The organism is Qipengyuania sp. MTN3-11 (assembly GCF_042851825.1).
Taxonomy (GTDB): Bacteria; Pseudomonadota; Alphaproteobacteria; order Sphingomonadales; family Sphingomonadaceae; genus Qipengyuania.
The window spans coordinates 282,864-300,577 of the sequence record NZ_BTGM01000002.1; the positions used below are offsets into that span (position 1 = coordinate 282,864).

General features: G+C 65.0%; 14 protein-coding genes. 6 read left to right on the top strand and 8 right to left on the bottom strand.

What is annotated here, in order from left to right; all coding sequences use genetic code 11:
• Positions 1 to 14 precede the first annotated feature (14 nt).
• Both ACGHN1_RS08610 and ACGHN1_RS08615 read right to left on the bottom strand, forming a co-directional pair.
• On the bottom strand, positions 15 to 773 hold the full coding sequence (locus ACGHN1_RS08610; RefSeq protein ID WP_390550336.1) for a competence/damage-inducible protein A: 759 nt from the start codon (positions 771 to 773) through the stop codon (positions 15 to 17).
• Positions 774 to 807: 34 nt separating this feature from the next.
• Positions 808 to 2,307 (bottom strand): flavin-containing monooxygenase, encoded by a 1,500-nt coding sequence (locus ACGHN1_RS08615; protein WP_390550338.1) that lies wholly within the window; start codon positions 2,305 to 2,307, stop codon positions 808 to 810.
• 98 nt (positions 2,308 to 2,405) lie between these two features.
• Between ACGHN1_RS08615 and ACGHN1_RS08620 the strand changes: the two genes are divergently transcribed.
• Complete coding sequence (locus ACGHN1_RS08620; protein WP_390550340.1) at positions 2,406 to 4,424, top strand: TonB-dependent receptor; 2,019 nt, start codon at positions 2,406 to 2,408, stop codon at positions 4,422 to 4,424.
• Positions 4,425 to 4,427: 3 nt separating this feature from the next.
• Here ACGHN1_RS08620 and ACGHN1_RS08625 read toward each other — a convergent pair whose 3' ends face one another.
• From ACGHN1_RS08625 to ACGHN1_RS08635, 3 genes are all read right to left on the bottom strand, one after another.
• Positions 4,428 to 4,766: a PilZ domain-containing protein gene (locus ACGHN1_RS08625; protein WP_390550342.1), complete on the bottom strand. Its 339-nt coding sequence runs from the start codon at positions 4,764 to 4,766 to the stop codon at positions 4,428 to 4,430.
• Positions 4,767 to 4,828: 62 nt separating this feature from the next.
• Positions 4,829 to 8,407, bottom strand: a complete 3,579-nt coding sequence (locus tag ACGHN1_RS08630) for an ABC transporter permease/M1 family aminopeptidase (RefSeq protein WP_390550344.1) — start codon at positions 8,405 to 8,407, stop codon at positions 4,829 to 4,831.
• A 14-nt stretch (positions 8,408 to 8,421) separates the two neighbouring features.
• Positions 8,422 to 9,321, bottom strand: a complete 900-nt coding sequence (locus ACGHN1_RS08635) for an ABC transporter ATP-binding protein (RefSeq protein WP_390550346.1) — start codon at positions 9,319 to 9,321, stop codon at positions 8,422 to 8,424.
• 209 nt (positions 9,322 to 9,530) lie between these two features.
• On the opposite strand from ACGHN1_RS08635, the gene ACGHN1_RS08640 reads away from it, so the two are divergent.
• The 3 genes from ACGHN1_RS08640 to ACGHN1_RS08650 are packed head-to-tail and all read left to right on the top strand — an operon-like array spanning position 9,531 to position 13,650.
• Positions 9,531 to 11,576: an HAD-IIB family hydrolase gene (locus ACGHN1_RS08640; protein ID WP_390550348.1), complete on the top strand. Its 2,046-nt coding sequence runs from the start codon at positions 9,531 to 9,533 to the stop codon at positions 11,574 to 11,576.
• Positions 11,573 to 12,712, top strand: a complete 1,140-nt coding sequence (locus ACGHN1_RS08645) for a hypothetical protein (RefSeq protein WP_390550350.1) — start codon at positions 11,573 to 11,575, stop codon at positions 12,710 to 12,712. The genes ACGHN1_RS08640 and ACGHN1_RS08645 overlap by 4 nt, the downstream gene beginning before the upstream one ends.
• Positions 12,709 to 13,650 carry a glycosyltransferase family 2 protein gene (locus ACGHN1_RS08650; protein WP_390550352.1) on the top strand — a complete coding sequence of 314 codons (942 nt, stop codon included), beginning with the start codon at positions 12,709 to 12,711 and terminating at the stop codon, positions 13,648 to 13,650. Before ACGHN1_RS08645 ends, ACGHN1_RS08650 begins: the two co-directional genes overlap by 4 nt.
• Here ACGHN1_RS08650 and ACGHN1_RS08655 read toward each other — a convergent pair.
• Entirely contained in the window at positions 13,557 to 14,678 is a 1,122-nt protein-coding gene (locus ACGHN1_RS08655) for a glycosyltransferase (RefSeq protein WP_390550354.1), read from the bottom strand. The genes ACGHN1_RS08650 and ACGHN1_RS08655 overlap by 94 nt on opposite strands.
• 131 nt (positions 14,679 to 14,809) lie before the next feature.
• On the opposite strand from ACGHN1_RS08655, the gene ACGHN1_RS08660 reads away from it, so the two are divergent.
• Together ACGHN1_RS08660 and ACGHN1_RS08665 are read left to right on the top strand one after the other, a co-directional pair.
• On the top strand, positions 14,810 to 15,574 hold the full coding sequence (locus tag ACGHN1_RS08660; protein WP_390550356.1) for a Crp/Fnr family transcriptional regulator: 765 nt from the start codon (positions 14,810 to 14,812) through the stop codon (positions 15,572 to 15,574).
• A gap of 99 nt (positions 15,575 to 15,673) precedes the next feature.
• Positions 15,674 to 16,447: a Crp/Fnr family transcriptional regulator gene (locus tag ACGHN1_RS08665; protein WP_390550358.1), complete on the top strand. Its 774-nt coding sequence runs from the start codon at positions 15,674 to 15,676 to the stop codon at positions 16,445 to 16,447.
• A gap of 37 nt (positions 16,448 to 16,484) precedes the next feature.
• Here the strand turns inward: ACGHN1_RS08665 and ACGHN1_RS08670 are convergent, their stop codons facing one another.
• Together ACGHN1_RS08670 and ACGHN1_RS08675 are read right to left on the bottom strand one after the other, a co-directional pair.
• A complete protein-coding gene (locus tag ACGHN1_RS08670; protein WP_390550360.1) occupies positions 16,485 to 16,937 on the bottom strand; it encodes a MarR family winged helix-turn-helix transcriptional regulator in 453 nt (150 codons plus the stop codon).
• Between the two features lie 142 nt (positions 16,938 to 17,079).
• Positions 17,080 to 17,619 (bottom strand): MarR family winged helix-turn-helix transcriptional regulator, encoded by a 540-nt coding sequence (locus tag ACGHN1_RS08675; RefSeq protein ID WP_390550362.1) that lies wholly within the window; start codon positions 17,617 to 17,619, stop codon positions 17,080 to 17,082.
• Positions 17,620 to 17,714: the final 95 nt, after the last annotated feature.

The following is a 17,714-nucleotide window of genomic DNA, read 5'->3' on the forward strand; positions in this document are numbered from 1 at the left end:
TTCGGCGTGGCCTGTCAGATTCCGCCGGGCGTGAAATCGAACCCCGCGGTCGCGAGCCCGTCGCAAAGACTGTCGACACAGCGCCCGAGATCGCCCGCATCGGTCGACCGGACGACGAAATTGGCCCCCACCTTGCCTTCGCGGAAGAAGGGATAGCTGCCGATCTGGCAGGCGGCATGCGCCTTTTCCACCTGGCGCAGGATGTCGGCGACCTCGCTTTCGGGGGTCCAGCAGCCGATGGTCTCCGACAGCAACGGCGCACCGCCCTCGAGCGTACCGGTCAGCGCATCGAGCATGCCCGCAGTGATGTGCGGCACGCCCGCCATCAGGTGGATCTTGCCGATGCGGATGCCGGGCGCGCCCGACATGCGGTTGGGGATGAGCTCGGCGCCTTCGGGCACCCGTGCCATGCGCAACCGCGCCTCGGTCAGTTCCTTGCCGATGCTCGCATAATAGCGCGCGAGCATGGCCTTCGCCTCGGGATGGACGACCACCGGCACTCCCAGCGCCTCGGCCACGGCATCGACGGTGATGTCGTCGTGCGTCGGGCCGATCCCGCCGGTGGTGAAGAGATAATCGTACCCCTCGCGCACGGCGTTGACCGCCTCGACGATCCGCGAGACGACATCGGGAACCACCCGCACCTCCATCAGGCGGATGCCCTGCACCTGCAGCCAGCTGGCGACCTGCGCGATGTTCCGGTCATGCGTGCGGCCCGAGAGGATCTCGTCGCCGATCACGACCAGCCCGGCGGTGTAGATGCGTTCGCTCATGATCCGGGCGATTACCGCGCGAAAAGACTCTTGGCTACTCGGCCGCTTCGAGCGAGCGCGGCTCGGCCCGGTCCGCCCGCGCGCGGGAGAATTCGAGGATGCCGTCCGTCACGGGCTCTTCCGTCATACGCTTGCGATCGACGATATATTCCTGGTTGAGCCGCCAGGGAAATTCGACCGCGTTCTTCGGCATGATGTGCTTGGAACGCTGGATATAGCCGCTGGAGAAATCGAAGATGTCGTCCTCCTCCAGCCCGTGGTCCTCTGCCAGAACGGGCACCGCCATATCCGCCCCGGTGCGTTCCATGTGGTTGAGCACGCGGCAGACATAGTCGGAATTGATGTCCGCCCGCAGTGTCCAGCTGGCGTTGAGATAGCCGAACACCACCGCCAGGTTCGGCACGTTCGAGAACATGCAGCCCTTGTAATAGAAATGCTCCGCGAAATCGACGGGCTCGCCGTCGACCGAGACAGCGATCTTGCCGGCGACGCACAGCTTGAGGCCAGTGGCGGTGACGATCACGTCGGCGGGAACGAAGCGATCGTCGGCCAGCCGAATGCCCTTCGCCTCGAATGCCTCGATTCGCCCGGTCACGATCTCGGCGCGACCCTGGTTCATCGCGTGGAACAGATCGTCGTCGGGCACCAGGCAAAGCCGCTGGTCCCAGGGGTCGTAGGGCGGAGTGAAGGTCGCGCGGTCGAAATTCTCGCCGAGCACCTTCTCGATCCGCTTGTGCAGCCCCTGCCCCATCTTTTCGGGCCGGGTGCGCGCGCGCTTGAACCCGAAAGCCTGCAGCTTGATGTTCTTCCAGCGCGTGATCCGATAGGCGGTTTCCTCCGGCAGGAACCTGCGCAGGAAATTCGCCACCCTGTCCTTGGCCGGACGCCCGAACATCCAGGTCGGGGTGCGCTGGAGCATGGTGACCTTCGCCGCCTCGCGCGCCATCGACGGGACGATGGTCACGGCGGTCGCACCGGAACCCACGACCACGACCTGCTTGCCCGCGTAGTCGAGATCGTCCGGCCAGAATTGCGGATGGACCACCCTGCCCTCGAAGGCGTCGAGCGCGAAGCCCGGGTCGTAGGGCTCGTCGTAGTCGTAATAACCCGAACCGAGATAGAGCCAGTTCGCGGTCAGCCGCTTCTTCTCGCCGTCCGCGGTTTCGGCGACAACCTGCCAGCGGGCGGCCCCGCTGTCGAAATCGGCCGAGACGACCTTGTGATCCAGTCGAATGTTCTCCCGGATGCCGCGCTCGTCGACGATCCGATGAAGATAATCGAGGATGGCGGGTGCGTCTGCGATCGATTTCTCGTGCTTCCACGGCTCGAAGTCGAAGCCGAGCGTATGCATGTCGCTGTCCGAGCGAATGCCGGGATAGCGGAACAGGTCCCAGGTGCCGCCGAGGTTCTTGCGCCGTTCGAGGATGGCATAGCTCCGGCTGGGGCTCTTGGCGGTCATGTGCGCCGCCATCCCGATCCCGGAAATGCCCGCGCCCACGATCAACACGTCGAAATCGGTCCTCGGATCGGTCATGTACAGCCTCCTCTCCAGCTTGACGCAAACGTAACCCAAGCACGGCCAGCGCGCCAGCCCCGTTGCAATGCGCAACCGATGGCGGCAAGCGCGCGGCCATGCGGTCGCTCACACTCTTCAGCCTTCTCGCCTTCGCGGTTCCGATCAGTGCGCAAGCGCAAGATTCCGAGGATTCCGCAGATGCCGAGCCGATCATCATCGTGACCGGCGAGGGACTGGAAGACACTCCGGCGACACCCGCCTATGCTTCGCGCGAGCTGGACCGCGAGCAGATCGTGACCGCGCCTTCGGGCCGGGTCGAGGACGTGCTTGGCGCGGTCGCGGGCTTCCAGCAATTCCGCCGCTCGGACAGTCGCTCGGCCAATCCCAGCGCACAGGGCGTCACCCTGCGCGCGCTCGGCGGAAACGCCACCAGCCGCGCGCTCGTGCTGCTCGACGGGGTGCCGATCGCCGATCCGTTCTTCGGCTACATCCCCTTCGGCGCCTTGGCCACCGAGCGGCTCGCGAGTATCCGGGTGACGCGCGGCGGGGGATCGGGCCCCTTCGGTGCGGGCGCGCTCGCCGGGACGATCGAGCTCGAAAGCGCCGGGATCGAGACGCTGGCCCCCGTGACCGCAAGCCTGCTGGCCAACGATCGCGGCGCCACCGAGGCAAGCGCGCAATTGGCGACCGAGCTCGGCACTGGTTTCGTGGTCGCCGGAGGGCGATGGGACCGGTCCGAGGGGTTCTTCACCACGCCGCGCGACCAGCAGGTGCCCGCCAGTGCCAGGGCACGGTACGACAGCTGGTCCGCCAGCCTGCGGGGGGTCGCGCCGATCACCCCGGACATCGAGTTGCAGGCGAGCGGCCTGGTCTTCGACGATCGCCGCACACTGCGCTTCGCGGGGGCGGACAGCACTGCGGAAGGGACCGATGCCAGCCTGCGGCTGATCGGGCGCGGACGCTGGCAGTTCGACGCGCTCGCCTATGTCCAGGCGCGCAACTTCTCCAATGTGGTGATCAGTTCGACCCGCTTCGTCCGCGTTCTCGACCAGCGCAACACTCCCTCGACCGGAATCGGAGGGAAGCTCGAGCTGCGACCGCCTCTCGGCGGGGGCCATACGCTGCGGATCGGCGCCGATTACCGCAAGGCCGAGGGGGAACTGCAAGAGGACGCCTACAGCGCCTTCACCGGCGCGGTTACCGAACGACGCCGGGCCGGCGGATCGACAGCGGACATCGGGCTCTTCGTCGAGGACGACTGGACCCTCGGCGATCTGGTGCTCACCGGAGGACTGCGCGCCGACCGCACGCGGATCGGCGAAGGGTTCTATATCGCGCGCGACCCTGCCGGCGGGGTGGTCGAGCGGACCCTGACACCGGCCCGATCGGACTGGACGCTTTCCTGGCGAGCGGGGGCTGCCTGGCAGGCCAACGACGCGCTGCGCTTGCGCGGGGCCGCTTATCGAGGACTGCGCCTGCCCACTCTGAACGAATTGCTGCGGCCCTTCGTCGTCTTCCCGGTCGTGACTCTGGCGAACGCGGAGCTGGAGAACGAGGAACTGGAGGGTTTCGAAGCCGGTTTCGACATCACGCCGGTCACCAATGTCGAGCTCTCGCTGACGGCGTTCGACAACCGCGTAGCCGGCGCGATCGCCAATGTCACTCTCGCGCCCGATCTGCGGCAGCGGCAGAATCTCCCGGCGATCGAGGCGCGCGGGATCGAGTTCGGCGTCAGGGCGGCGCTCGGTGCGATCGGCTTCGACGGCACCCTCGCCTATACCGATGCCGAGGTCGTCGGCCGCGGCACCTCGGTCGCTCTCGATGGCAACCGGCCGGCCCAGACCCCGCGTTGGGCAGCCGCGGCGACGGCGAGCTGGCGGCCGGCTAGCGACTGGCTCGCGGCACTGACCCTGCGCCATGTCGGTGCCCAGTTCGAAAGCGACATCGAGACCGATCGCCTGCCCCCGGCGACAACTCTGGGTGCTTATGTGCAAGCACCGCTGGCGGGCGGATTGTCGCTGGTGTTGCGGGGAGAGAACCTGACCGGCGAAACCGTGGTTACCCGCAATGCCGACGGCACGGTGGACCTCGGGACACCCCGAACCTTGTGGGCGGGATTGCGCTACGGCTTCTAGCCGTCAGTCCGCGTCAGCCTGGCCGATATTCATGGTCGCGACGATATGCTCGAGCACGCTGGGATAGAGCGGCTGATCGAACTGGATGCCGACCACGTTCTTCTCCCGCCAGCGGACCTGGGCCGAGATCGGCCCCACGTTGCCGACGCGAAACAGGATCGAGCTGCCGACTTCGAGTATCGAGAACTTGTCGAAGAAGCGGCAACCGGTCTCGGAGATGTCCTTGATCCATATGTCCTTGGTCCCGCCGCCACGGTTGCGGGCGCGGTAATTGCCGGCGACCTGCACCACATGGCGCGGCTCACGCCGGCTCTCCGAACCATCTGACGATCCTTCCGTCATTCAAATCCTCGTCGCTGACGCCTGCAACGGGAATGCGACCCCCGCCATTTACCAATATCATATCAGGTCGTTTCGGTTAGATTATCTTCCGAGTTGCGATCAATGAATTTGTTGTAGGGATCGATGCCGGCGTGAACCGGCCGACGGCGGGTGACGATCTTGATCGGCTGCCGACCGGAGGTGATCAGCCGCCGTTCAAGATAGAGCACCTTGCTTCGATCGAAGGCCCCGTCGCCGGGTTCCTCGAGGAACAGGCCCACTTCGATAGGCACATCGAGGCGCGAATCTCGCTCCTTGCCCTGCCCGTCGGCATAGGCCTTGCCCGCGTCGACCGTGAGCGTGGTCTCGAACCGTCCGTCTGGCAGTTCGCGCACGACCGCCTCTTCGGCTTTGAGGTCGTAGATCGTGATCCTCTGCAACAGGTCGCGCACCAGCCGGCGTTCGCTCTCGTTGCGCGCGAGCCCCAGAAAACCGTCGACCAGATCGGTCGAGCTGGCATAGGGCGGGCCCTTGAAGCGATAGCGGTCGAGCAGATTGCGTAGCATCGCGTTGACGCGGTCCTCGCCCAGTCTGTCCTGCAGCAGATACATGACCACCGCGCCCTTGCGGTAGTGGATGTAACCCTGATCCTCGACCCGTTCGAGCGGCAGCTCCTCGATGATCTCGCTCCCGCGCCCGTTGAGATAATTGTCGAGCTCGAACTTGAGGAAGCGGCGGATCTTGTCCTCGCCATAGAGCTCCTTCATCACCATCAGCGCGGAATATTGCGCCAGCGTCTCGACCATGATCGTCCCGCCTTGGCGATCGGCGCTGATCAGCTGGTGCGCCCAGTATTGGTGCGCGACCTCGTGCGCGGTGACGTAGGTAACGTAGTCGATGTCCTCTTTCGCCGCATTGTCGGCGATGAAGCCGATGCGTTCGGAATAGGGCATGGTCCCGGCGAAGGCCTGGGCGAAGGTGGCGTAGCCGGGGAACTCGATGATCCTCGCGTGCGGGAACTGGTAGGGGCCGAAGTTCGCGCGGTAATAGCCGAGCGCGCGTTCCATCGCGGTGAGCATCCGCTCCACGTTGAAATCATGTTCGGGGTGGTAGAACACCTGCAAATTCACCCCGTCCGCCCCGCGTTCCGCCAGCGCATAATCGGCGGACTGGATCGAGAAGAACGAGAGGATCGGGCTTTCGGAAACGAAGCGCGCGGTCCGACGTCCGTCCACGGTTTGGTCCGACACGCGGACGCCGGGGGCGACGGGGGTCTGGCCGGGAACTGTGCTCACGGTGATATCGGCGGTCACCCAGTCGGCGCCGATGTAATTCTTCTCCAGCGCGCTTTCGTCTTCGAGCTTGGCGGGGCGCAGTTCGGGCTCGAGCCCGTATTTGCGCCGGGTCGCGCGGTCCTGCAGCAGGCCGGCACGGTTCATGCCGATCTGCGGCATGAATTCGCTGTTGGCGAGGAAGGTGCCGTTTTCCACCAGCCTTGTATCGTCACCCCCGGCGCGCAGCCCCTGCTGCCAGCGGCGGGTGGCGAAAGTGAACCGGCCAGCCTCTCCCGGCGCCAGAGGCTCGTCGAAGGTGAAGATGCGGTAGTTGAACTCGTCGTCCTCCATGGTCAGCCGCGCGCCGGGGACCTCGATCCGACGGATCTCGATCAGCGGATCGGGAAGGCGCAGATGCAGCTGCCGTATGGGTTCTCCCGTATCGTTGACGAAATCGACCCGGCCCTGCGCCTCCATCCGTGTTTCGGAGGGATATAGATCGACGTCGAGCACCACCGCGGTCGCGGCGGGTTGGGCAACGTTCTCGTACTGCAGATATTTCTTCTCGTACCGCGCCTGCAACGCTTCGGCATCGTCCTGCGTCCGGTAATCCTCGACGATGTTCATCTGCCAGAACAGGAAGCTTCCGGTTGCGATCGCGACGAGCAGCCCGCCGGCGAGGAGTGCACCCGAAGGCGAGACGAGACGCCGGGGCAGGCGCCTGAGCCGTGGCCGCAGGGCGGCGTCCGCACCCCGGCGCCAGAGCAGGTGCGCAAGCACTGCGAGCATCAGGGCGAAGGCGCCCCAATAGAGCCGCAGCCACCAGCTCGCCGCACCCCCGACCTCGGTGCCGTTGAGGTCGGATACCAGCGTCTGGCCGGTGTCGCCGTAGGAATAGAGCGGATGCTCGAAACCGAGCGAGTTCAGAACGAGCTGGGCGACGATGTAGAGCACCATGATGCCCCAGCCGATGTATTTGTTCGGGCTCAGCGCCTGGACGAACACCGCCAGGATCGCGAGGATCACCATATCGACCGACAGCGGCAGCACGTACCAGAAGAAGAACTTGCCGAATTCGGGCGTCACGCCGCGGGCAAGCTGGATGAGCATCGCCCCGACCACCGATATCAGCACGGTTGCGAACAGCACCAGGGCCACCGCCACGGTCTTGGGGACCATGTAGCTCCAGCCCGGTACGGAGGTTGCGTCGATGATCTCGTGCATCTTGCGCTCGCGGTCGCGCCACACGAGTTCCCCACCGTAGTATATGGCGATAATGACCGGAATCAGGACGAAGCTGCCGATCAGCGGCTCGATCAGCGAGAACGTGACGGGGCGGGCCGGCGTCCCGTAGAGTTCGTTGCCGAAATAAAGCGCGCCGAAAGTGTTGAAGAGCCCGATGGCGAGCAGGATGAAGAAGGCCGGGCTCCTCACCACCTGAGACACTTCGAAGCGCGTGCGCGAAACCAGCCGCGCCCAGCCTGCGCGGTCGGGATCGAGACCGGGAAGCACTTCGACGATCCGCGGAGTTCCGGCGGCGAGCTTTGCTTCCTTCTTCGCGCGGCGCCGGGCCTTGCGGGCCGAAAGGCCCCTCTCGCCGAAGCGGAAGCGCAGCAGCGCGAGGACCAGTGCGAGCACCCCGATGCCGGACCACAGCAATTTCTGCCAGGCGATGGCTCCCGCGAAAGCGGGGAGCTGCGAGTTCATCTCCGCTGCAGTCCAGTAACGCGTCTCGAGGCCGAAGGCGGCGAGACCGAATGGCTCGGCATAAGTTATGAAGTCGCGCAATTGCGGCTGGCTCTGCCCGATCGTTCCCAGGACCACGTTTAGGACGATGAAGACCACCACCGCGACATAAGTGTACATCATCGAGCGGGTCATCGTCGCCACGGCGAAGAACAACGCGCTCGCCATGAAGACGTTGGGCAGCCCATAGAGCAGGTAGGCTTCGGCATACCAGGCAAGGCGGTTCGGCCCGACCGTCTCGGGATCGACCCACGGCATGGAGGAGCCCAGCCACACCGCCAGCGGCACGCTGAGGAAGGCGGTTGCCGCCGCAAGGAATGCGCCGGCGAACCGGCCGAGCAGGTAGTCGACCTTCCCCACGCGGGTCGAGCGGACCATCGGCCCGAAGCCGCTTTCCTCGTCGCGCACGACCACATTGGCGACGAAGGCCGTGGAAACGAACATGAAGAACAGCGTCAGGACGAGATGCGTCTGGACGATCGCGTAAGGCGCGTTGACGTGGACGTTCCCGCCGCTGCCGATCTGGATGTTCTCGCTCGCCGTGGCGCCGAAGGTCAGAAGGAAGAACAGGACCACCGCGACCCAGAACACGGGATTGCGGAACTGGTAGCGGACCTCGAAGGCGGCAATCTTTGCGAACATGTTTGCGCGGCTCCTCAGGCGGCCAGAGCGTCTTCGGAGGGGCCGCGCCGGGTCCTGGCGAGCGTCGAGAAGTAAACATCTTCGAGCCCACCGGACACCGGCTCGAACCCGTCGCCGGGATCGCTTTCGGACAGCACGTGGATGATCGTCCGTCCGGCGAAAAGCCTGGTCGAGATGACCTCGTGGCGCTCGCGCATCGCGCCGAGCTCGTCGCGCGCGATGGTCTTGGCCCATACCGTGCCGCGCGCCTGGTCGATCAGGTCGCGCGGCGCGCCCTCGAGCCGGATGCGACCATCGCTGATCACCGCCATCCGCGGGCAGAGGTCGGCCACATCCTCGACGATATGGGTGGACAGGATGACCACCACGTTCTCGCCGATCTCGGCGAGGAGGTTGAGGAAGCGGTTGCGTTCTTCGGGATCGAGGCCGGCGGTCGGCTCGTCGACGATGATCAGTTCGGGATTGCCGATCAGCGCCTGGGCGATGCCGAAGCGCTGGCGCATGCCGCCTGAAAAGCCGGCGATCGCCTTCTTCCGCACGCTCCACAGGTTCGTCTGGTTGAGAAGCGTCTCGACTGTCGCCTTGCGGTCGCTGGACGATGCCACGCCCTTCAGAACCGCCATGTGATCGAGCATGTCGTAGGCGGAAACGCGCGGATAGACGCCGAAATCCTGCGGCAGGTAACCCAGCCGTTCGCGCAGGCGTTCGGGCTGTTCGATGACGTCGATGTCGCCGAAGGTGATTCGCCCCTCGGTGGGGGTCTGCAGCGTGGCCACGGTGCGCATCAGCGTCGACTTGCCCGCGCCGTTGGGGCCGAGCAGACCGTACATCCCCTTCGGAATCGACAAGGACACGTCGTCGAGCGCACGCACGCCGTTGGGATAGACGTGCGTCACACCTTGCAGTTCAAGCATTGGGATACCCTCCGTTGGCCGCAGGCTAACAGGACTGTGTTGTCCGCGCAAACCACCTCGGTCGGGCACACAATGTCGTTCATCGAAGCGATGGATTGCGATCGGCCACGCTCCAAACATTGATTTGTTCTGACGGCACCGGCCCGCCACCCCGGTTCGGTGGGGGTAGACTTCGAAAGGGACGCACCTTGCACATCGTTTCGCTGGCCTTGGGGGGCTGTCTGAAGGGTGAGCCTGTCAAATACGGGATTACCGAGGATACCGGCGGCCATATCGGCTATATTCTGGGCGAGATGGGCGCGCTGGCACGGCGTGGGGATGTCGCCCTGGCAGAGATTGTCACACGGCGGTTCGAAGATGCAAGGCTGGGCCCGGAGTACGCGCGTCGTGAGGAATGGATCGGCGCCAAATGCGTCATCCGGCGGATCGACAGCGGCGATCCGCGCTATCTGGCCAAGGCAGCACTTCATGCCGACCGATCGGGCTTTACCGAAGCCTTGATCGCCGACTTCCGCGCGCGCGACCGACTACCCGATCTCATCCACGCGCATTTTGCCGATGCTGCGGATGTTGCTGCCAGGGTGGAAGAAGCTCTCGGCATACCCTTCGTCTACACCGCTCATTCCCTCGGAATGGATAAGCGCGAGGCGGTCGGAGGCGACAGCGCTGCGCTCGACATGCGGATCGCCGAGGAGGACCGCGCAATCCGCGGAGCTCGCGCAATCATCGGTTCCTCGCGCGACGAGTGCGAGCGGCAATTGCTCGCATACCCATCGGCCGAAATCGGCAGGATACATCGCTTGATCCCCGGCGTGACAAGACCGGAACCGTCCGTTTCCCATGCGCGCGGAAGGGTGCTTGTCGAGCCGTTCCTGCGCGATCCCGACAAGCCGATGGTGCTCGCGATCGCGCGCCCGGTGCACAAGAAGAACCTCGCTGCGCTGGTCGAGGCTTTCGGCAAGAACCAGGCATTGCGCGAAAGGTGCAATCTGGTCGTTCTCGCGGGACTGCGGAGCGATTTGCGGGCGGATGAGCCCGAGCAGAACGAAGTGCTCGGCGACATCGTCAACGCCATCGACCGGCACGATCTTTACGGATCGGTGGCCTATCCGAAAAGCCATTCGCGGCCGGATGTCGAGGCGCTCTATCGCTGCGCGGTCCGGACCGGAGGCGTGTTCGTCAATCCGGCGCTGATCGAACCCTACGGCCTCACGCTGATCGAAGCGGCTTCGCACGGCTTGCCCGTCGTCGCGACGCAGGTCGGGGGGCCGCAGGACATCGTCGGCGAGCTCGAGAACGGCCTGCTCGTCGACCCCCATTCGACCGTCGCCATAGCGCAAGCCGTCGAGCGGCTGATATTCGACCGCGCGGCGTGGGAACGCTGCTCGCGAAACGGCCTGCTGCGAAGCATGGCGATGGACTGGGACGGTTATGCCGAAGGGTTCATGGCGATCGCTCGCAGTGTCGTCGAACCTCGGTCCTATTCCTGCCCATGCCCAAATCGCCTTGTCGTCAGCGATCTCGACAACACTCTGACCGGCTGCGATCGGGGGGCGTTGCGGTTTTCCGGGTTCTTCCGCCGCCGGCCGGAGTTCGGCTTCGTCGTCGCTACCGGGCGTTCGATCGTCGAGGCGAGGCGGCTGGTCGGGGAATGGGGCCTCCCGGCACCGATCGCGTGGATCACCTCGGTCGGCACCGAGGTCTATCGCGAGGGTACGGAGGGCCTGCGGCTCGACCCGGAATTCGCCGCGCAAATCGCGGTCGACTGGCAGCCGGAGCGTATTTCCGCCTTGCTTGCAGGCATCGAAGGTCTCGTCCCGCAGGCGCCCTGCGACCAACGCGCATTCAAGCGCAGCTATTTTGCGGAGACGCCGGCGCTGGTGGGCGAAGTGCGGGCACTTCTCCACCACCACGGTCTGCGCGCGAAAGTGATCTTCAGTCACGACCGGCTGCTCGACGTCCTTCCCGTTTCCGCAGGCAAGGCGGCCGCCATGCGGCATGTCGCCTACAGCTTCGGTATCCCTTCGACGGACATCTTCGCCGCGGGAGACAGCGGCAACGATGCTGACATGCTGACCGAGTGCCACAACGCTATCCTGGTGGGCAATCATGCGCAGGAGATCGCCGGGCTGGCGGACCGCACCAACGTCTATCTCGCCCGCCGCCATCACGCGTCGGGCGCGCTGGAAGGCGTGCTGGCGCAGTTTCGGTCGAGGCAGGTGAACGGTCGACGTCGAGCTGGAGGCGAACGATGAGCGGAAACGGACCGATCGGATATTTCGTTCATCACCAGGGACGCGGTCACGCCGAGCGCGCGGCGGCGATCGCCAATCGCCTTGCCGACAGGCGTCCCGTCACGCTGTTCTGCGCTCGCGACGATATCTTTCCCGAACTCGATCCGCGAATAGTTTTGGAAACGATCCCCTCGCTCTTCGAACCGACCGGGCGGGAAGCCCCGGCGATGTCCGCACTCCCCATGCCGGAGACCGTTCACTGCGCGCCACTCGGCTGGCCGGGCATCACCTCCGCCTTTTCCCGAATCGCGCAAGGGTTCGCCGAACGGCGCCCCGCTCTTTTCGTGACCGATGTCTCGGCCGAACTCGCGCAACTGGCGCGGCTTTGCTCCGTACCGCATGTCGCCGTGCTGCAGCATGGGGAGCGTGGCGATCCGGGGCACATGGCCGCCTATGACGGCGCCGTGGGATTGCTCGCCCCCTACGCCGAGGCACTGGAACAGCAGGATCGCCCCGCCCGGCTGCGTGCAAAGACGCGCTATTTTTCCGGTGTCGGGATCGATTGTTCGTCCCCGATTGAAAAAGCCAAAGCCAGAGTGCGGCTCGGTCTCGATCCGGAGGACGATCTGGTCCTGGTGATTGCCGGAGGTGGCGGCGAAGGAAGCCCCACCGCGCCGCTGACGCTCGGCGCCAGAGCCGAGCCCGACAGCCGGTGGGTCACCATCGGCAAGGTCCGCAGCGAATGGCATGAGACGCCTCCGGGCAATCTCGAACATCGCGGCTGGGTCGAGAACCCGCGCGAATGGATCGTCGCCGCGGACCGCGTGGTATCCTCGTGCGGCAACACCACCGTGCACATGGTGCTCGCCGCAGGCAGGCCGTGGGTGGTCGTCCCCGAGTGGCGATATTTCGACGAGCAATGCTGCAAGGCCGAAGTCCTCGACCGCGAGGGGCTTGCCGCGGTGGCCCGGCATTGGCCTTCCCACGCCGCTGCCTGGGAAAGATTGTGGAGCGCCGCCGCGCTGATCGACACCGAACGCCAGCGCGCCTTGATCGAGCCCGATCCCGCCACGGAAGCGGCGGATTGGCTGAGCGAATTGGCAACGAACCTGTGGCAGGGCGCGACGGACCGTCCCGGGCTGGAGGCGGTCGCATGACGATCTCTGTCTGCACCCTCGCCCACGGACGCGACGAACATCTGCAGTATCTCGTCCGCGGCCTCAATCATTCGAGACGGCCGCCATGCGAACTGGTCGTCGCCGCAATGCAGGACCGGCGGTACGAGCTTCCGGAGACGGGTTTTCCGATCCGCCAGATTGTTCTGGGAACCGACGCGATCTGTCTCGCCAAGGCTCGCAATGTCGCCGCCGAACATGCGCGAGGCGAAATGCTCGTCTTCCTCGACGTCGACTGCATCCCTGCCCCCTCGCTGATCCAAGACTACGCCGCGGCACTCGCGCTGGAGGACGGCATCTTTATGGGCGAGGTCGGCTATCTGCCGAGCGGCGCAACGGTCGGCGGGATCGACTTCGAGACCTTCGAGGAACTGGCGGTCGAGCACAGCGAGCGCGCCGGTCCGCCCCCTGGATTTCTCGGAAGCTGCGAGGATTATCGCTGCTTCTGGTCGCTCAATTTCGCGATGCGGAAGGCAACCTTCGCGCAACTCGGTGGATTCGACGAGGACTACGTCGGCTATGGCGGGGAAGACACCGACTTCGGCCGCGTCGCGACGTCGAACGGCGTGCCTCTGTGGTGGGTGCGCGGGGCCAAGGCCTACCACCAGTATCACAAGCATCACATGCCCCCGGTGCATCATCTCGACAGCGTCCTTGCCAATGCCGCCGTCTTCGCACGCAAGTGGGGGCATTCGACGATGGATCACTGGTTGCGCGCCTTTAGTCTGATGGGACTGATCGAATCGGATGGCTCCGGGGGTTGGCGCAAGCTGCGCGATCCTTCCGAGGCGCATCTGGCGCTGACCCGCCAGCAGGAGCATCAGCCCTATGCCAGCAGCGCCTGGGTGCTGGAAAAGCTGGAAGACCAGGAAAGCCGCGGCAGCGCCGCCAGTCGCGCACCCGCAATGACCGCGGCGTAGGCCTCTTCGTAACCGGCAATCATCGCGTCGACCGACAGGCTGGTCACGGCACGTTCGCGACAGGCAGCGCGATCGATCACGTCGGCCTGCGCGATCGCGCGGGCCAGCGCCGCGATATCGCCGCCTTCCACCAGAACGCCGCAATCTCCGACCACTTCGCGCAAGGCTCCGCGGTCGAATCCGACCACGGGAGTCCCGCAGGACAGCGCCTCGGCGGCGACCAGACCGAAGGGCTCGTCCCACAGCGGGGTCACCAGCGCTCCCTTGGCCCTCGCGACTTCGCCGGCAAGCCCCTCGATGGAGCGATGGCCGTGAAATTCGATCCCGTTGGAAAGCAGGGGCTCGACGCTCGTGGCGAAATAGGCGGCATCCTCGATCGGTCCGTAGATCCGCAGCTTGACCCCGGCGATGCGGGCGGCACGAACCGCTTCGGCCAGACCCTTGTTCGGCACGATGCGTCCGGTCCATGTGAAATAGTCGCCGCGATCCGGGGTTGGCGACCAGAGCTGCGTGTCGACGCCATTGGGGACCACTCCGACCTGCGCACATCCACGCTCGGCCCACAGTTCGCGCTGATTGTGCGAGGTTACGGTGAAACCGGCATGCGGCAGGGAGATGTTGCGCAGCACCGCGTCGGACATCGCGCCGAAGGGCGGCACATGTTGCGATGTGACGCAGGGTACCCCCGCCTCCGCCATCCAGTCGATGATCGAGGGGTAGAGCGAATTGTTGTGAACGACGTCGAAATCGCCTGCCGCGATCGTCAGCATCACCTTCTCGAACGCCGTACGCTGATAGGCGGAAAGCTCGCTCGATCCGCGATAGACGTGCCAGGGCAGCACCCGTTCGTAGGGCGCGTCGCAGATCGGCACGAGCGCGGCATCCTGCGAGCCTCCGGCAGCGAAGAGTACGACCTCGTGACCCGCCGCGCGCAATGCCCGGCACAGCATGTCGCAATGCGATTCCATGCCGCCGCTGAAGGGCTGCGCGATGGCGTGGCGGATATGCGCGAGGACGGCAATCTTCACGGCTTGCGGCAATTCGTTTTGGGCATAAGGCGAAAACGCGGCCCAGACGTGTAGAATGCAAAGCTAACATCGATGCGGGGTACGGATGGAACAGCCGCCCGCCGCCGGCATTTCCCCGACAGGAGGACCCAATGGACTTGGCGAAAGAGATCGCGCGCTTCCCGAATACGGGACGGTTCCTTGCCGGGCGTCTTCGGCACGACATGAGCGAGGCGGAAAAGGAAGAGCTCGAGCGCCTCGTCGAACAGACCAGCACGGCCGGGGATGGCGACCGGATCGTCGAGCGCGGCGAGCAATGCGATCGCTCTACGCTGCTGATCGAGGGCTTCGTAGTCCGCACCATCGAGAACGACGGGCGGCGCTACGCGGTAAGCTTCCATGTACCCGGCGATTTCGTCGATCTGCATTGCTTCGCGCTGAAGCGGCTCGATCACAATCTCGACTGCATCGGTCCGGCCCGGTTCGGCCATGTCTCCCACGCCGCCATCCTCGACATCATGCAGCGCCGCCCGCACCTCGCCCGGCTGCTGTGGTTCCAGACCCTGCTCGATGCGGCGATGCACCGCGAATGGATCATGAAGCTGGAACAGCTCACCGCGCCGCGCCGCATCGCGCATGTCTTCGCGGAGATCTGGCGGCGTCTGGAAATGGTCGGGCTGGGGTATGCCGACGGTTTCGACACCCCGCTGCGCCAGACCGACATCGCCCAGATGTGCGGCACCACCGCGATCCACGCCAACCGCGCCCTGGCCGAGCTTCGGAGCAAGGGAATCGCCGATTTCCAGCGCGGCGAAGTTCGCATCCGCGACCGCGACAAACTCGAGGACTACGCCGATTTCTCGGCCGACTATCTCTACGGCGACGGCGCGCTCGCACTGCGTACGATCGCCGCCTGAACGGGCTGCGGCCAATGCTTCAGGCGTACCGCACAAAAAGAACAGAAAGCTAACATCCGTCAATAGACCGGGGCGGTTCGACTTGCTTTATCGCCGCTCATGTACGCGACCGACGCAGGCACCGGGGGCCTTCAGTATCCCCTCACCGGCGACTTCCTGGCAGGCCGTCTGAGGCGCAACCTCAGCGGCGACGACCTCGCCTATATCGAGCAGTTGGTCGAAACCGTCGAACAGCACGAGGATGGTGCCCGCCTGCTCGAACGGGGCCGCAAGACCGATCGCAGCACCATCCTGATCGAAGGCTACATCTTCCGAACCGTTGAAAGCCGGGACAAGCGCTATATCACCGGAGTCCATGTTCCCGGCGATTTCGTCGATCTGCATGGCTTCGCGCTCAAGCGGCTCGACCACAACATCGATGCCGCCGGTCGAGTGAAAGTCGGCTGCGTCAGCCACGATACTCTGAGCCGTGTCATGCACGAGCGGCCCGGGATCGCTCGCGCGATGTGGTTCGCGACACTGCTGGATGCGGCGATCCATCGCAAATGGATCCAGACGCTGGAGCAACTCGACGCGCCGCGGCGTATCGCCCATCTCTATTCGGAACTGCACGCGCGGCTGGAACTGATCGGGCGCAGCGTGACCCGCGCTCTGCGCACGCCCTTCACTCAGTTCGACATGGCCGACATGTGCGGGGTGAGCGCGATCCACGCCAACCGCGCGGTCGGCAAGCTGCGCGACATGGGCTTGGCAGAAATCCGCCGCGGCGATCTCTACACCTCCGACTGGGCGGCACTGAAAGCCTACGCGCAGTTCGATCCCGATTACCTTTACGGCGACGGGCCGCTGAAGGTTCGCGAAGACTGGAGCTGACGTGCCGCCAGGACTCTAACCCTGATCGCGGATGGAGTCAGGCGGAATCCCCTGCACGCCGTTCGATCCGCCGCAGCAACTCAAGCAGAGCCGCGCGTTCGGTTTCGGTGAATCCCGCAAGCATTCGCGCTTCGTGCGCCTCGATCCGGGCGAGAGAATCGGCCAGAACTTCGCGTCCGCGATCAGTGACAGCCAGCGCGAATGCCCGGCGGTCTTGGGGATCGGTTTCGCGCGTCAGAAGCTTGGCTTCGACGAGCTCGTTTATGAGCGAGACCATGTTGGCGCGTTTGATGTCCAGAACCCGGCCCACTGCTCCCTGATTGATACCGGGGCTTCGCGCGACCACCGCCAATACGCCGACCAGAACTTGGCGCATCCCCGTGCCTTCCATCGCCGCGGTAAAATCGCCGGAGAAGGCGCCGAAGGCTCGGCGCAGGTGGTAGCCAACCAACGGATCAAGTGCCCCGACGCTGTCCTGATCCCCAACCATGGCGCAGAGGCAGAACACTTTCGCGCTGGCTAGTCAATCTTGACCTTAAAGCGCACGCCGCGAAGCGGCGATTTGCCTCGGCCTCGAGTTCGGCCGTGTCGCGATCAGATCTCGCACGCAGGGCCGCTGGCGGTCGGACGCATCAATGGTGGATCCGCTCGAGCAACCCGATCAACTGCTTGACCTCGCGCTCGCTGAATCGCGCTTTCAGCCATGCTTCGTGCGCCTGGATCGCCTGACGTGCGTCCGCCAGAGCGTCCTTTCCCGCCGGTCGGAGCGACAGGGTTTGGCGACGCCGGTCGCTCTGGGAGCGGCCTCGTTCGAGGAAGTCGCGTGCCTGCAGGCGGTTGACGATCGCCATGACGGTTGCGCGATCCATCTGCAGACGCCGCGCCAGGTCGGTCTGGGCGATGCCCGGGTGTTCGTCCACCAACCACATTACCGAGACCTGCTTTTGGGTGAGGTCGAGATGGGCGAAGGTTTCCATGAAATGGCGATACACCGCCCCGTGGGCGAGCCGGATGTGGAATCCCAGAATATCGCCGATCGCGCCGACCCCGCCCTTGTCCTCAACCGCGCCCGCGTGGTCCGGCTCCGCCTCGTTCGTCAAACCCGGTTCCCCTGCTTCGTCGATGCCCTCCTGCGCGATAGCCTCCGCCCCGTCCACCGCCGCGCAAGCCAAGGCCCTGCGTTCCGAATTAACTGGTGAACACCAGGCATGCCGATTTTTCGTATGTGTTGCATACCAATATTCCCAAGGATAGAAAAGGGAAAGCG